14 protein-coding genes are annotated in these 15,990 nt (G+C 51.4%); 7 read left to right on the top strand and 7 right to left on the bottom strand.

The features are described 5' to 3' along the window. Nucleotides 1-4 precede the first annotated feature (4 nt). The 3 genes from BBA90_RS01565 to BBA90_RS01550 all read left to right on the top strand — a co-directional run bounded on the left by BBA90_RS01565 (nt 5) and on the right by BBA90_RS01550 (nt 2,382). Complete coding sequence (locus BBA90_RS01565) at nt 5-973, top strand: PDR/VanB family oxidoreductase (RefSeq protein ID WP_065647571.1); 969 nt, start codon at nt 5-7, stop codon at nt 971-973. A gap of 422 nt (nt 974-1,395) precedes the next feature. Next, entirely contained in the window at nt 1,396-1,599 is a 204-nt protein-coding gene (locus BBA90_RS01560) for a general stress protein (RefSeq protein ID WP_040113773.1), read from the top strand. Nucleotides 1,600-2,115: 516 nt separating this feature from the next. Further along, on the top strand, nt 2,116-2,382 hold the full coding sequence (locus BBA90_RS01550; protein WP_065647569.1) for a DksA/TraR family C4-type zinc finger protein: 267 nt from the start codon (nt 2,116-2,118) through the stop codon (nt 2,380-2,382). Nucleotides 2,383-2,402: 20 nt separating this feature from the next. Here the strand turns inward: BBA90_RS01550 and BBA90_RS01545 are convergent, their stop codons facing one another. Continuing rightward, on the bottom strand, nt 2,403-3,458 hold the full coding sequence (locus BBA90_RS01545; protein WP_065647568.1) for a diguanylate cyclase: 1,056 nt from the start codon (nt 3,456-3,458) through the stop codon (nt 2,403-2,405). Between the two features lie 344 nt (nt 3,459-3,802). Beyond that, a complete protein-coding gene (locus tag BBA90_RS01540) occupies nt 3,803-4,852 on the bottom strand; it encodes an NAD(P)-dependent alcohol dehydrogenase (RefSeq protein WP_065647567.1) in 1,050 nt (349 codons plus the stop codon). A gap of 109 nt (nt 4,853-4,961) precedes the next feature. Between BBA90_RS01540 and BBA90_RS01535 the strand changes: the two genes are divergently transcribed. Further along, nucleotides 4,962-5,363, top strand: coding sequence for a winged helix-turn-helix transcriptional regulator (locus BBA90_RS01535; protein ID WP_065647566.1), 402 nt, complete (start codon nt 4,962-4,964; stop codon nt 5,361-5,363). A gap of 33 nt (nt 5,364-5,396) precedes the next feature. Here BBA90_RS01535 and BBA90_RS01530 read toward each other — a convergent pair whose 3' ends face one another. The 5 genes from BBA90_RS01530 to BBA90_RS01510 all read right to left on the bottom strand — a co-directional run bounded on the left by BBA90_RS01530 (nt 5,397) and on the right by BBA90_RS01510 (nt 12,098). Then, nucleotides 5,397-6,218, bottom strand: a complete 822-nt coding sequence (locus BBA90_RS01530; RefSeq protein ID WP_065647565.1) for a Cof-type HAD-IIB family hydrolase — start codon at nt 6,216-6,218, stop codon at nt 5,397-5,399. Nucleotides 6,219-6,460: 242 nt separating this feature from the next. Continuing rightward, the gene (locus BBA90_RS01525) at nt 6,461-7,567 is read right to left on the bottom strand and encodes an ABC transporter substrate-binding protein (RefSeq protein ID WP_065647564.1); all 1,107 of its coding nucleotides are present in this window, start codon (nt 7,565-7,567) and stop codon (nt 6,461-6,463) included. 352 nt (nt 7,568-7,919) lie between these two features. Then, on the bottom strand, nt 7,920-8,891 hold the full coding sequence (locus BBA90_RS01520; RefSeq protein WP_065647563.1) for a ParB family protein: 972 nt from the start codon (nt 8,889-8,891) through the stop codon (nt 7,920-7,922). Nucleotides 8,892-8,898: 7 nt separating this feature from the next. Beyond that, on the bottom strand, nt 8,899-10,098 hold the full coding sequence (locus tag BBA90_RS01515) for an AAA family ATPase (RefSeq protein ID WP_065647562.1): 1,200 nt from the start codon (nt 10,096-10,098) through the stop codon (nt 8,899-8,901). Nucleotides 10,099-11,168: 1,070 nt separating this feature from the next. Next, nucleotides 11,169-12,098 carry a RepB family plasmid replication initiator protein gene (locus tag BBA90_RS01510; RefSeq protein ID WP_065647561.1) on the bottom strand — a complete coding sequence of 310 codons (930 nt, stop codon included), beginning with the start codon at nt 12,096-12,098 and terminating at the stop codon, nt 11,169-11,171. A 398-nt stretch (nt 12,099-12,496) separates the two neighbouring features. Between BBA90_RS01510 and BBA90_RS01505 the strand changes: the two genes are divergently transcribed. The 3 genes from BBA90_RS01505 to BBA90_RS01495 all read left to right on the top strand — a co-directional run bounded on the left by BBA90_RS01505 (nt 12,497) and on the right by BBA90_RS01495 (nt 15,948). Continuing rightward, nucleotides 12,497-13,873, top strand: a complete 1,377-nt coding sequence (locus BBA90_RS01505; protein ID WP_065647560.1) for an aldehyde dehydrogenase family protein — start codon at nt 12,497-12,499, stop codon at nt 13,871-13,873. 54 nt (nt 13,874-13,927) lie between these two features. Further along, complete coding sequence (locus BBA90_RS01500; protein WP_065647559.1) at nt 13,928-14,527, top strand: nucleotidyltransferase family protein; 600 nt, start codon at nt 13,928-13,930, stop codon at nt 14,525-14,527. 110 nt (nt 14,528-14,637) lie between these two features. After that, nucleotides 14,638-15,948: an MFS transporter gene (locus BBA90_RS01495; RefSeq protein ID WP_065647558.1), complete on the top strand. Its 1,311-nt coding sequence runs from the start codon at nt 14,638-14,640 to the stop codon at nt 15,946-15,948. Nucleotides 15,949-15,990: the final 42 nt, after the last annotated feature.

The raw sequence follows: 15,990 nt of genomic DNA, 5'->3' as shown, positions 1-15,990 counted from the left end.
TGCGATGAACGAACTGATTACTGTGATCACGGACGGCATCTGGCGTCAGGGCCGCCGCAATCTTGGCGTCAGGCTAATGACGGCAGATGGGCAATTGTTGCCCGCATGGCAGGCAGGGGCGCACATCGATGTGCACCTGCCGTCGGGAATAATCCGGCAATATTCACTGACCGGACCGGAAAACAGACGCGACTGCTATGAAATTTGTGTGGCACTTGACGCAGATTCACGGGGAGGTTCGCGCTATGTACATGAAACGCTCCGCCCGGGTATGCAGCTTGCTATTTCTGCACCACGTAATCTTTTCCCGCTGGTTGCAGCAAAGAAAGTCATCTTGCTGGCCGCAGGCATCGGCATCACCCCCCTCTCAGCGATGGCGCAGGCGCTGGAAGCAACAGGCATCGCTTTTGAACTGCACTATTATCTCAGACAGCGGGGCGATGAGGCGCTTGCAGCAACGCTGAGCCAGAAATTTGCGCATGGCGTTTGTCATTTCTGGTACAGCAGTGAGGGAGTCAGCGCACGCAATCATCTGCCTGCCGGTGTCGCACATTATCAGCCCGACGCACATATCTATCTGTGTGGTCCGCTGCCTTTCATGTCACATCTGCGGCTTCAGGCTGAAGCCTGTGGCTGGCCCTCCGGAGCGATTCATACAGAGGCATTTAAAGCTGCTGCACCACAGCAGGTTACCGGGCGGGGCGCGGCGTTCACGATAACGCTGGCGCGCTCGGGCAGAAGCTGGCTGGTTCCGCCAGATCGGTCAATTGCAGCCGTGCTGACTGAGCAGGGCGTGGAGGTTGCACTGTCGTGTGAAATGGGCATGTGCGGCGCCTGCCTGACACCCGTTATTGAAGGTCAGCCAGACCATCGCGACACGGTTCAGTCTGACAACGAAAAAGCGTCGCCCGCCCAGTGTGTCGCCCTCTGCTGCTCCCGCAGTCATACCGCCAGCCTGATTATCGATCTCTGAATAGCCTGCTGCTGACCCGGCCAGCAGCCAGGCCTCCCCTGCCCGGGTAAAAGCACCTGCGATAACCCGACATTTTCAGACCTTATTTCTGTTCTGCCCATTCATACCAGGACTGAAAAAAATAAACGAAGCGTAATAGAATGCCTGCACTCTTTTATTGTGTGATGTCATGCTGTGCATGGCTAATTGTCACAACTTTTCATCAAACCTTTTCAGGACGCAAAGAACGCTTTCCTTTATCGGAGTAAAATGCTAACTATTCTCCTGCGTAAGATTAAGATAACAGGATCGTTTAAAATCGATTCTTACTTAAACAAACGACCCGTCGTAAATTAAAAGTCAGGATAAATTCTGGCTTGAATATGGTAAAAACAGCGCTACATTTATTTTTGCCACAAGTCAGCATGAACAGAGAGGAAAAAATGCAGGATTCCAGCAATAACCCGGAAGAAGCTGAAAAAACCAAACCACGCCGCGGTGGTGCAGGTAACTTTGCTGCTAACAAAGAACGTGCTGCTGAGGCAGGCCGTAAGGGCGGTCAGGTCAGCGGCGGCAACTTCAGAAACGATCCTGAACGGGCTATTGAAGCGGGCAGAAAAGGAGGAAAAATTAGTCGTCGTAAGTAAACTTATACAGCATCTGATACCCCCTGCACTTCATTTAATCCTATAAATGACACTCTCCTGACATCGTTTACGCTTCGCTTAAGCGAAAGAATCGACCTGTCAGGAGAGTTATTTTTCATCCGGAGAAAAATTTTCGATTAAAAGTTGATCGATGGAATTTCTTTACCGCTTCGCTTTATTAACAAAACAAACACCCTATATTTCCTGGCTGATTTGGAAATGGCTTTTTTATTAGCCAGCAACATGACTGAATATATTTGTACAACGCACACCCCTTTGTACACTTTTATTAAAGATATAAATTCATACTTCAACGTATTTAAAATAAGAAACGACATAACTCTATATTTAATAAAGAAAAATTGCATTTTTGATGCATCTTATCGTTACCTGCGCGAATGTCAGGTATTTCGTTTGAGGAAGCAGCAATGAGGTATGAGTGCAACCGCACGCAAAGTGTGACGTGCGCATTGCTGCTGACTATAGTTAATGTTCAGCGATGATAAGGGGGACTTTATGGCTGGTGGCTGGTCCGAAGATGGCGCAGTCCAGAAACAGATTGATGCAACGGTAGATGATGCTATTGCCCGGGCACGAAGTCATCTGAAGCAGGGTGAAAGTGCCCGCTTCTGCGATGAGTGTGGAGAACCCATACCCGAAGCGCGTCGCGCGGCACTGCCCGGCGTACGCTACTGTATCCAGTGTCAGTCTGAACTGGATAAGAAAGAGGCCAGCAGTAGCGGGTATAATCGCCGGGGCAGTAAAGATAGCCAGCTACGTTAGCTGGCTGAGGATGTTGTGACTCAGCTCCAGAGCAGGACGTTGTTACGCCCTGCCCGCTTGACCTGATAAAGCGCTTCATCCGCATGGCGTAGCCAGTCGCGCAGAGAATCAGCGCTGCTTGCCGGAGCGATACCGATGCTCACCGTGCAGTGATAATCGGGAGCGGCCGGTAAAACCACCTGCGCGATTTTTTCACGGAGTCGCATCGCCAGAGCCACTACGGTGTCATCACTGGCATGGTGAACGATAACGCTAAGTTCATCACCACCCAGGCGCGCAGGAATATCCTGAATACCAACATAATTACGCAGCAGAGCCGAGATCTCAGCCAGCAGAAAATCGCCTGCTTCATGTCCCCATGTGTCATTAACGGCCTTGAAATGATCCAGATCCAGCAGCAGCAGATAGCCGTTACTGTCACCGCGCCGCGTACTTAAAAACTCACTCTCCAGACGTCGCTCAAACAGCCGTCGGTTAGGGATCTGCAGGCCCGGATCCATCAGGGCCACGCGCTCCAGTTCACGATTACGCTTACGCAGTTGCCAGGTGAGATTATAGGACGCAATACTCAGCGCCAGCATATAGCAGCTGGCCAGCGGCAGCGTCAGCCACACTGTTTGCATGGTAAATGCACTCTCTGCCCGTGCGCCATCAAGTATCCATACCGGTAAAAAAGAAACGATAAATGCTTTAACGGCTGATATCAGCAACGTGCTGCCGCCCGCCGCATAGCGATCGGAAGCCAGCACTGCCATGATAATGACGGAAGGCACCGGACTGAGCGACATCAGCGCCACCCAGATCCCGCCAAAAGCGGCGTCTAGCGTGAGATTACTACGTTCAGCGCTGGTCGGGTCTTCAGCGCGCAATGCACGCTGGCAGGCGAGCCATGGCCAGGCAAACGCATTAATGAACAGCAAACCGCTGTAAAACAGCTCACGCTGCATATCGAGCAGCACAGAAAGAACAGGGAAAAAACAGAGCACAGTGCCGAGCTGCCGCATAAAAAACATGCGCCGGACAAAACGTCTCGACCGTTTTTTCAGATGATCATCATCAGGGGTATAATAGTTCATTCTAAGAAAAGTCTGATCAACAGGAACCGCAGTTTATCGGGAAATAAGCGCAGGCGGCCAATTATTTTGACGCTGCGACTTTGTCGATTGAAGTTACTGCGCTTATGTAATTAAGCCTGTACCTTGCTGCGCATTTTAGTATCACTCTTTCATCAAAAAAATAGTGATAATTATCAGAGGCATAAATAAGGCGAACCTGTATACGTGCGATAAACATTGCAGTGTTCAGGCCGCCGGTACAGCCTGGCTTAAGAAAGCTCTTTTTTTTCAGATGGCGCGCTTACCACGCTATCTGAACAGTACCTGTTGGCGATTTCAGGCTGAAATCGCCGTTAATCATAGACTTACCACTGAGTCGCCTGCATATCAATGACGAAACGATAATGCACATCGCCGCGCAGCATACGGGCAAATGCCTGTTCTATGTCGCATCCTGTAATGATCTCAATATCCGCCACAATATTATGCTGACCACAAAAATCGAGCATTTCCTGCGTTTCCTGTACGCTACCTATCGAAGAGCCAGTGATGCTCAGCCTGCGGAAAACCATTGGCGTTATATCAGGTGAGATATGAGGCCGATCCGGAATGCCTACCAGCACCATGCGTCCATTGGTTTTCAGCGTGGCGAGATAAGGATTAAGATCGTGTGGCGCTGCCACGCAATTGATAATGATATCCAGTGAAGTCTGACAGGCCGCCATCTCCTCCGCATCTCGTGATACCACTACCCGACTGGCCCCCAGACGCAGTGCGTCGTCGCGCTTGGCTGCAGAGGTAGTAAACAGGGTGACATCTGCTCCCATTGCACAGGCCAGCTTAACCGCCATGTGTCCAAGTCCGCCCAGCCCGACCACGCCCACGCGGTCTCCTGCTTTGACGTTAAAGTGGCGCAATGGCGACCAGACCGTAACACCAGCGCAAAGGAGCGGTGCAACGCCTGCTGGTGACAGGTTTTGCGGAACAGCGACCACGAAGTGTTGATCGACAATTACGTTTTCAGCATACCCTCCCCATGTGGTACCGCCGGTATATTTGTCGGTTCCGTTATAGGTCGCAGTAAAACCTGCTTCGCAGTATTGCTCTTCATGCTGCTGGCAGAAATGACAGGTCCGGCAGGAATCGACCATTACGCCAACGCCAACCAGATCGCCGGGCCTGAATTTGCTGACGTCATTGCCGGTCTCTATTACCCGGCCAACGATCTCATGGCCCGGTACCAGCGGATACTGGCTGACGCCCCATTCATTGCGCGCCATATGCAAATCAGAATGGCAAACGCCGCAATAAAGCACCTCGATTTTCACATCCTGGTGTTGTAACGGACGCAGAGCAACATTGTCAGATGTCAGGGGAGCGGTTGCATTATGCGCAACCAGTGCATTGATTTTCATTGTGCCTCCGGCAAAGATGGCTTAATAAGTTAAGAGGCGGCAGACTATAGTGAATGCGAAAAAAAATTAACAGTAGGCACCAAACGGTGACCTTATAAGGAGTCAGGTAATGCCAGCCTGGGAAGAGGGTAAACTGGTCTTTTATGCGGATTCACCCCCGCGCAGACTGCTGGAACTGTTCTCTGTCAAATGGAGCACAATGGTGCTGCATGCGCTTTATCACTGGCCGGATCACTGTGCCAGAACCGGCGAATTGCAGCGCAGTCTGCAGGGCATATCGAAAAAAATGCTGTTTCAGACGCTAAAGGCGCTGGAACAGCGCGGGCTGGTTGAACGACGGGAATATGCGGTTACGCCAGCTAAAGTCGACTACCGGCTTACCCCGCTGGGAATGACCTTTGCCCGACCGGTAGAGGAGATGTACGCGTGGGGGCTTGAGAACCAGGCCGCGCTGGACAGTATGGAAGCCAATCTGCACGCAGCACAGCTTAACGCAGAGTCAGAGGAGTAACAGAGTCGCTGCCGGCGACTCTGTCTGACAGAGTTAGTTAAACGGCGTTTCCCGGGCCAGCAGGCGCGCAATGACGTTAAGCGCGCCCTCTTCATTATTATTCTGCGTACGATAACGTGCGACTGCCGAAACTGACGGGGCGGCGTTATCCATGGCAAAGCTGTAGCAGGCCTGCCGCAACATCTCTATATCGTTTGCACTGTCGCCTATCGCCAGCACTTCACAATCATCAATGCCCCACTTTTGCTGCAGCATTGCAATGCCATGCGCTTTATGACAGCCCGGAATGATCAGATCAATAAAGCCAAATCCGCTGGAGACCGGATGCATGATGTTCTCAATTGCACTCAGCTCGTGATGCAAACGCGTCATCAGCGCCTCAACACCTTCATGCTCCAGATTCAGTGAAAATTTAAATATGGTGTCATCGATGCTGCTCAGATCGTCGCGCTTTTCCAGCCGGCGATAATGATTGCTGAGCTTATTGACGATATGTTCAGGCATCGAAGTATGCACATAGGCGCTGTTACGACCGCAGACCACGACGCTGATATCAGGCTCTTTTGCCAGAATAGTGAGGATCTGCTCTACCCGCTCAGGGGCCAGCTCTCCGCAAAACAGCTCTTCATTGCAGTCTGAAACCCAGGCCCCGTTTTCCGCGACGAAAGCGATCTCATCCTTGATGTCAGGAAAATAGTGCTGCAGCTGATAATACTGATTGCCGCTGGCCACAACAAAGCGGATCCCTTTATCTTTAAGCAGTGCATACTGGCGGGCAAAACGCTGCTGATTATAGTGCTTGTTGTCATCAAGGAAGGTGCCATCCATATCTACTGCAATCATCTTAACTGCCATTATTCTCTCCCGTATTGAATCTGTCGTCAGCGCGTCCGGCCTGTCATAAAGTATAAGCTTACTCGCGACATGGATTAATGAGAATGTTAATAGTGAGGATGCTCACTGCTTTCAGAGATTTCTCGCTGGTGAAAGTGGAGTACCTTCACTCTTTACTGATTACAGTGAATGAGACGAGTGATGCAGCAGTGCGAGACAGGCAGAAAAGGATGCCGGCGGCGCGTTACGGCCGCCGGACTGAATCAGTGATTATCAGGATAGCTTAGCGTAATTGCATCATCAGGCAGATGCGTAAAGGTCTTAACCAGCTGATGATAATCGGCTACCGGATTAAGCGCTGCAAACTGTTGCGGATAGAGATCCTTCGCCAGAATTTCCATGCCGATGATATTCCAGGGGTGATTGTAGAAATGGTGATAGATGCCATAAACCCGGTCCTGCTTAACCGGTTCAATCTGTGCCACGCCGGTACGGTGCGTCAGCGTCTGGAAGGTCGCGGTAACGTCCTGAGGCTTAATGTCGTAGCCAAACGGCAGGACATTACTGTTCGGGCGCTTTGAGCCAGTCATGATATAGACGTCTGGCTTCATCGCGATGATTTTTTCCAGCGAGACAAATCCTGAATTACCCGGTAAAAGTGCAGAGCCAATGTTTTTGCCCCCTACTGCTTCAATCAGGCCGCCCCAGCCATTATGACTGTGCGTAAAACAGCAGTTGTCACTGTTACCGGCAATGGGCTCAATAAACACGGTCGGTTTTGTTTCAACGCTTTTTACAGTGTTTGTAATGGCCGACATTTTTTGCTGATAGAAGGTTGTATAGTCACGGGCTTCATCTTCACGATTGAGGATCTCTCCAAGCAGTGAGACGCTTTTGGCCGTGTTCTGTGCCGGATGGAGTTCATAGTCAACAAACACAACCGGTATATGCAGGTTTTCGAGCGTCCTGATCACGCCAGACTGAATCAACGCCGGTTTTGCACGTAACTGTGCAATCATGACATCAGGGTGCTGCGCCAGCACGCTTTCAAGATTAACCTGTCCCTGATCGTTGAATCCCATATCAACAATTTTTTCCGCCTGCGGCCAGCGTGTCTTCAGCATTTGCCAGGTTTGCGTATCCTGCTTTTTGGGCAGGTTATTCCAGGCCACAACGCGTTCAAAAGGATTGTCACGATCGAGCAGGGCAAGCGTCAGTACATCACGCCCATCCTGTAAAATAATATGCCGGGGCTCTTTAGAAAACGTATGTTGCTGTCCATCCAGATCGGTGATGGTCAATGGATAGGTGGTGGCTGACGCTGATACTGCTACACCCAGAGTCAACACCATGCCGCACAGAACTTTCATTTGAACTCCCTTCTTTACTGAATAGTAATTATTATCATCTAATTTATCATAACTCTGAAGGCTCAGGCAGGTTACGTATGGCTGCGGTTGTAACGGAATGCGTCATCTTCCGGTATCTCTGTTTGCCTTCTTGCGCATAAAGGGGAGACCAGAAGAATGAATCAGGACGTTGATTGTTGAGAGGGGTTCACAAATCTGTAAATCCGCAATGCGCGCTGGCAGAGTTTACTATCGTATAACCTGAAACAGTGGCGATTTCAGGCTGAAATTATTAGCAGAACTCCAGACGGGACAATGACTTAGACATGAAATTGCAGTGGAGAACGTTAAAAGCCGCCCGCAGGCGGCATGGTTACTGCTCCAGGTATTTAGCAAGCGTGCTGCTGATCACCTTGTCCAGTTCATCCTGAAGCTCTTTAGGCTGGCGACTGAATTCATAACTGAAGGTTCGCCCTTTGGATTTTTTCCGGGCATACCGATCTTTATCGGCAAAGTTCCAGAGCGGCGTCGTGACGATTTTCTCTTTTCCAGGCGCCTCAAGCAGGGCATTACTGCCATTGCGCACCAGACGTAGAATCGCATTTTTGATTTCATCCTCAGCCAGTCCCTCTTCAGAGGCAACATCATCAATATCTGCACTGATCGTCTCAACCAGCGTTGTTATGCTCTGTTGTTTCTCCTGCAGCTTTTCATACGCCTGAAGCAGCAGCTTATAGTCCGGATAGGCGAGTTCAGCATGGTTAGGAAACAGCATAATCAGTTCAGCTGGCACGCTCGCTGCCTGTAAAGCGCGCGTCACTTTCGCTTGTGACAGCCCCTGTTGTTCAGCAATCTCTTTTTGCGACAGACCACTCTGCTTTAACGCAAGCAGACGCAGGCCGACTTCGCGCAGATTGTGCTCACGCGCGGTCTGAATATCCTGAGCCAGACGACGCGCCTCTTCGGCAGAGATATCTTCATCAGTCACCAGTATGCTCAGGCCCGTTTTGCATAAAAGCGCGGCTGCACGACGGCGCGATCCATCAAGCACCTCGATACGGTCACCGCGCTTTACCCCAATAGCGGGAAAAAACTGCTGCAGTTTAATTGTACGAATAATGTCACGCAGAGATTCTGGCGTCAGGCCCGACTGGTCACGCCCATTCGTCTCCTGCACAACAAATGTCTTTGTTTCCACATCGCGAGCAGAAACGTGCTGAAGTGAGAACAACGCACGCTTGCCGGTATTCAGCACAAACGTTTGCGTATGTTCTGCAGCCTTATCTTCATTTTGCAGAGGTGACTGGCTGAAAGTACGGCCAATAGTAATGCGTTTTGCGCTCATCTTAACCTCAGTTCAAACGAATAAATTCAATACGGTCAAATACGGCTTTGGCAAAATCCTCCGCAGCTGAACGGGCGTTTTTCAGGGCCTCACTGCTGCCTACATAGGTAGAAGGATTCGCTGAAATGACCGTATCAAACGACTCACCACAGCGCTCAAACCCATCAAGCCGCGGCAGGGCGGCATCCAGCATATCACCGCCGAAAATCTCTTTAGCCAGGCTGTGGCACATCTTATGATCGGCTTTATTGGAGAGCTTTGACATAAAACCAATATTGCCCTGCAGCCGGCACTCAGCCCCTGAGGCTTCAATAATCCCGACCAGCTCAGGCAGTCGGGTGAGATATTTGAGCGTTGAATGAAAATCGACCTGTGCCGGGGGAACGGGCGTCATCAGCAAATCAGAGGCAGCAATCGCATTTTTGAGAAAGGCATCCAGATGCGGACCACTGTCGATAAAAATAAAGTCATAATCTTTTTTCAGCTTCGCTACAACGTTTTGATACAGCACGGCGTGCACGTTCTGACCAGGCAGATGCTCGTGACAGAGCTCCTCCCAGCGTGAAGCAATAAACGCATCATCAATGGAGGCCGGCAGCACATCTACGCCCGGGATGATAGAAGGCACGATGAAATCGCTTTTCAGCTCTTCTCCGCTGACATTTTGTAGCATCGCCTGCGCGGCGGTAGCCTCAACCAGTCCAACAGAACGTTCATGATTCAAAAACATGGTGGCAGAGGATTGCGGATCGAGATCGATGACCAGAATGCGTAAATCTTCAAACAGCAGGTGCGGATGGGCCCGCAACGCATGCGCCAGGGAGACGGTTGAAACCGTTTTAGAGACGCCGCCTTTCAGATTGCCTACGAAGAGGGTATACGCTTCAGCGTGACGATCGCGATATTTAGGCACGCCCCGGTGATGGTAGATATCGACAATATTTTCAATCGACATTGCATATTTGGTGGAACTGCCGGCAGCGCGTTTATCAAACACGTAGCCGTTTTCTTCCATCTCATTGACCGCATAATCAACGCTGGCGCGCGTCAGCTTAGGCAGTTTGGCCAGTGCGGCTTTCGCATAGACCTGATAAAACGTGTTTTCTTTGAGTTCTTCTTTTTGCGCCTGAATCTGTTCGGTGAGACTCATCAGCATTCGTTCTGAACGTTGAGCAACCTTCAGAATCTGCTTCTCATCATTAGCCATACCTGCTCCACACATGTAGGATTTATGACTTTATACTTAAATCCTGCACATAAGGCAATTAATTATCCTGTAAACCAGATTGCTCAATTATAGGTACAGAGTGAGTTGCTCGCAGCATTCACTGTGATCAGTAACCGCTCTCCGCACGGGCAATAGCGTTCACTGTAATCAGTAAAAGCAGGGCTGCGGCCAGTCCGGGCGGGAAGCACACGCCTGAACATTCACTGTAATCAGTAAATGGCGATGCTGGCGTTCACTGTAATCAGTAAAATGACCGATAACGGTTTGCCTCGCATACCGTATGCAAGAGAGAAGAGCGTTCTGCGTCAGCGTAGTGAGCCTGAATAATCCGGCATGTTCACTATAATCAGCAGCTGACTGCAGGAAGAGAAGAGCCTTTTCTTCAGCATTCACTGTAGTCAGCCGATCCCGACGAGTTAATCCTTCAGGCAAAAACGTTCACTGTAATCGGGAGAACGCGATGCCGCTTCCGGTAAAACCAGAGACACCTTAACCGCATACCGTCAGCACATTCACTGTAGTCAGTAGCCGGGCGGTCAGTTTTGCCATAAAGGAGTGACTATTCACTGTAATCAGTAACGGCACACTATCCTTCTGCTATTAGCATTCACTGTAATCAGGAGACTGGCCAGAATCCGCCCCGGGCGACCTGCGTGACAGCGGTATACCGGGCTTTATGCCCTGTTATGTTTGGATACCGTAGCCGTTCTTGCTCTCGTACTGATTACAGTGAACAGCAGCATTGCACTCTTTTCACTGGTGCGGGCAGGGCAGGGGGTATGGTTAGACATTCACTGTAATCAGCAGCCGCGATCGAAAGACGCTGCCCAATGATGTATGTTAGTACTTACTATCAATATAGCCCGCAGCAAACGCAAAACGTAACCGGCTGTTTAGCCAGATCAACATAAATCTACTGCTTATAGTGAACGTTACTGACTACAGTGAACAGGCGAGGACAATGCAGAGTTGAGATACTGATTAGCGCTGCACGGCAGGCGCAGCGCAGCAGCGGGAAGACGTTTTACTGATTACAGTGAATGCCACCACTATTCATCAAAATCTATCTCGTCCAGCACATCGATGCTCTCCAGATTTCCGATGCCATCCAGCTTGGGCGTCCTGCTGTGGATGATGAAAAACACTGAACGTCCGCGCTTAACCTCAGAGTAATCAAGATAGCCTATCTCTTTCAGCTGCTCCATGGCACGACGCACCACATGGTTCTGCGTGGTGGTCTTTGAACCCAGATTAAGACGCATACGCAGTCGTGCCAGCGAAATAGGCGCCGGATTGACAGGAAGGCTTTCCAGATAGGTATAAAGCGCCTGCGCAGACTCTTTACGTTTCAGACGCGAAATGGCCCGCAGCTGAAGCAGAACTTTGTGATCAAAGTTATATAACTCAAACAGCTTCGGATCGGCCTGAATACGAACCAGATCCTTTTCCCGATCGTAATAGGCAGATTGCACAAGGTGCGTGTGATAAGCCTTGCCGTTGCCTTCAAAGGAGAGCGTATTGGTTGCAATACGCCGTAAAGAGGCATCCAGGCGCCTGCGCAAAGCTGCAGAGGAGTTAGCTGACGGAATACCACACATCTTAACAAAATCGATAAAAGGCAGCGTAACCGTGTCGCCTTTCGTCGGATAGCGTGAGAAAGACTGAATAATACCTGCCCAGGTTTTGAAATCGTTATCCATATCCAGCCTCGCGCCGGTTATAGTGATCTTTTCATATCCTTCGGCTTTCACCAGTGACAGGTTTTTCAGCTCTTTTGTCGCATCAGTAGACGCCATAGCCCCTGATTTGCCACGAGCAGTGGATTTAAGAGTAGGAACAAACAATCCCAGACGCATCAGTGCCACAGGCTGAACCGTATTATTCTTGTTAGGATGAAGCTGGATAACTTCACCGCTGTTTTTTGTCACCGACAGAAAAGGTTCCAGTAACGCCTTGTTTTTACTCTCGTTGTCTGCCATGGCATGAGATCTTCATTTTGTGGATGAAAGGGATCGTTTTCTGACTACAGTGAACATTAGCACTGATTATAGTGAACATTCCACAGAGTATAGTGAATATAGCACTGATTACAGTGAATGCTTTACTGATTATAGTGAACAGCATCACCCTTTGAAGCCTTGTGTGGCGCGGCCTGCGGCGATCGGGGATCTCTTAGGATCTATCTTTGATCTCTTTATGATCTCTTATTAGGATCTGGTTTATGTATAAGTGGATAACTCAGGATCCGGCGATACATCGTCTCTGTGCAGTTGCTTTCAATATAAGAATAACTTGCTCAATATTATTCATTTTATATCAATAATAATCGGGCGTATCGTGATACACATAATCAACAGCAATGTACTGAGGAATTCTGATGACTGACCATGTGATTTCACGCAATCCTGCAACGGGTGCCATTCTCGCAACGTATCCGCTTCAGACCCCCGGGGAACTTGATCACTCCCTTGCACAGAGTGCTAAGGCTGCTGAGCTGTGGCGTAATACACCGATTGAACAGCGTGTAAAGGTACTGCGCCAGTTGGGTGAACAGCTGCGTCAGCGTCAGGATGAGCTGGCAGCCATGGCCACACAGGAGATGGGAAAACCGCTCGCTCAGGCACGGGCAGAAGTGCTGAAATGTGCCAGCTTATGTGACTGGTATGCTGAAAATGGTCCGGCCATGATTGCCGACAAACCGGCTCCGGTAGAAGGTGAGCAGGCGTGGCAGTCATTCAGACCCCTGGGCGTCATACTGGCTGTTATGCCGTGGAATTTTCCTTACTGGCAGGTTCTTCGTGGCGCTGTCAGCATGCTTCTTGCCGGCAATACTTATCTGTTAAAACATGCACCGAGCGTAATGGGGTCAGCTTATCTGATGGCTGAACTGTTTGAGGCAACAGAGCTGCCGCAGGGTGCTTTCACCGTTATCAATACGGACAATGAAGGCGTTTCTGCGGCGATAAACGATCCGCGCGTTGCAGCCGTTGCAGTCACCGGGAGCGTACGCGCAGGCGCCGCTATCGCAGCACAGGCCGGCGCAGTACTTAAGAAAACAGTGCTGGAGCTGGGAGGGGCCGATCCCTTCATTGTACTGGCCGACGCCGATCTTGACGCTGCCGTCGCTTCAGCCGTTATCGGCCGTTATCAGAATACCGGACAGGTCTGCATGGCAGCGAAGCGCTTTATTATCGAAGAGAGTATCGCGGCTGAGTTTGAAGCACGCTTCAGCCAGGCTGTATCCGCGCTGAAGATAGGCGACCCGCTTGATGAGCAGACCTTTATCGGTCCGATGGCACGTTACGATCTGCGCGATGAGCTGGATGCACAGGTACAGCAAACGCTTAAAGAGGGCGCCCGCCTGGTACAGGGTGGCCATAAAATTGATGGTGAAGGGAATTACTATGCCCCTACCATTCTGGCTGACGTCACGCCGGAGATGACAGCATTTCAGCAGGAAATTTTTGGCCCGGTAGCGGCAATCACCACGGCACGTAATGCTGAACACGCGCTTGCCCTGGCTAACAACAGCGATTTTGGCCTGAGTGCCACGGTCTGGAGCCGCAATGAAACAGTGACCGGCTGGCTGGCAGAACGCCTGGAAACGGGAGCAGTGTTTATCAACGGTAACGGCGCATCCGATCCGCGCGTCGCAATTGGCGGCGTAAAAAAGAGTGGTTATGGCCGTGAGCTTTCCAGTTTTGGCGTGCATGAGTTCTGCAATATCCAGACAGTATGGAAAAACCGTCGCTAACTGCCCTGAGGCGCGCAATACTGTGCGCCTCACGATTTTCAGGCAGCCACTAATATGAAGAGTCCGGGCATTATTATCCTTGCAGCAGGGCGGGGAACTCGTTTTCAGCAGGCGGGAGGAAAGGGCAACAAGCTGCTTGCCATCTGTCCTGACAACACCGGTGCACTTCATCCTCTGCTCAGTATGACGCTGCGTGCAGCGCAGCGCAGCGGCCTGCCGTTTCTGCTGGTAACACGACCTGAATATACCGCAATACAGGCGCTGGCTGCGGTGCAGGCGATACCGGTGCTGTGTGTCAGCAGTGCAGGCAGCGGTGAAACTATTGCTGCTGCCGTTCACGCCACTCCGCACTGGTCTGGCTGGCTGATCCAGCCTGGCGATATGGGCTGGGTCACTGCAGACGATCATCAGCGTATCGCCAGCGCGCTCTCTGAAGGCGCCTGCCAGGTCCGTCTTTGCTGGCAGGACAAACCCGGCCATCCGGTCGGCTTTGCAGCAGAATATGGCCCGGCACTGGGTCAGTTAAAAGGGGACAGCGGCGCCCGCTCGCTGCTTGATCCCGCCCGCCTGTTACGTTTGCCGGCGCACGCTGGCGTTGTCCGCGATGCCGATCTCCCCGTTACCGGTACTCCGTTCGCTCCCCACAGGAAATAGTGGCGCAGGGTGATAATTACCGCTACTCTCGCGCGGTCATATTTATGCGATCGGGTAACATAAACCCGGTTGACAGTTCCTGTTCAGAGTCATGATATGCGGAGAGAGTGATGAGCGCAGTATCCGATCCTTCAGTAATTCAGTCGCGGCGGGAGAGTGCCGCTATCTATCGAAAAATAACGTTAAAACTGATCCCCTTTCTCTGCCTGTGTTATCTGGCAGCTTATCTTGATCGCATCAATATTGGCTTTGCCAAACTGCAGATGGCAAGCGACTTAACGCTAAGCGAAACAGCATTTGGCCTGGGGGCGGGGCTGTTTTTTGTGGGTTACATTCTGTTTGAAGTGCCGAGCAACCTGTTCCTGCAACGCACCGGCGCCCGGATCTGGATCGCGCGGATCATGATCAGCTGGGGAGTGCTCTCCGCGTTAACCCTGCTGGTGAAAACGCCGGGCCAGTTCTATACGATCCGCTTTTTACTGGGGGTGGCAGAAGCAGGGTTTCTGCCGGGCGTGCTGTTTTATCTGACCCGCTGGTTTCCCTCATGGCGGCGTGGCCGCATTATTGCGCTGTTTATGCTGGGACTGCCACTTTCCAGCATCATTGGCGGGCCGCTTTCTGGCTGGATCATGACGCACTTCGACACACTGCACGGGCTGCATGGCTGGCAGTGGCTGTTTCTGCTGGAGGGCCTGCCGAGCATCTTACTGGGGCTGATGACGCTGCGCATGCTGCCGGATGGCCCGGTGCAGGCATCCTGGCTGAGCACGCATGAAAAACAGGTCATTGCTGATGAGCTCCGCAATGATGCGGGCGAAGCGGCTGAAGCGAAACACCGGTTACGGGATGGCCTGCTTAATCTGCGGGTGGTGATGCTGGGCGGGATTGATTTTTCCATACTGCTCAGCGCTTACGCCATGGGCTTCTGGTTACCCACGCTGCTGAAAAAAGCAGGCTCAACCGATCTCACCACGATTGGGTATCTCACAGCGATACCAAGTCTGGCCGCGCTGGCTGGCATGCTGCTGATTGGTGCCAGCTCAGATCGGCTGCGTGAACGCCGCTGGCATATCATTGTCCCTTTTATCATCGGTGCAGCCGCAATGGCCTGCAGCCCGTTCTGGAGCAGCAATGTGGCTGTGACGGTGCTGCTCTTTTCTATTGCACAGGCGATGATCATTGGTGCCGTGCCGGTTTTTTTCAGCCTGCCTGCGACTTTCCTGACCGGTACTGCCGCCGCCGCTGGTTTTGCGCTCGCCTGCTCCATTGCCAATATCGCGGGCCTGGTCAGTAATTCCGTTATGGGGATTGCGCTGGATATGACCGGCAGCAGCGACGGGGCGTTGTGGCTGTTTGCTGCCTGTTTATTGCTAAGCTGTCTGCTGGTGCTGGCTCTGCCGGCAAAACTAGTTAACCGGTAATCGCCTTTAAGCGCGCCTGTTGCGGGCGCGCTTTACTGATTA

The organism is Pantoea eucrina (assembly GCF_001691555.1).
GTDB lineage: Bacteria > Pseudomonadota > Gammaproteobacteria > Enterobacterales > Enterobacteriaceae > Pantoea > Pantoea borealis.
The sequence above is the reverse complement of the archived record's forward strand: the minus strand, read 5'-3'. Positions and strand labels throughout refer to the sequence as shown.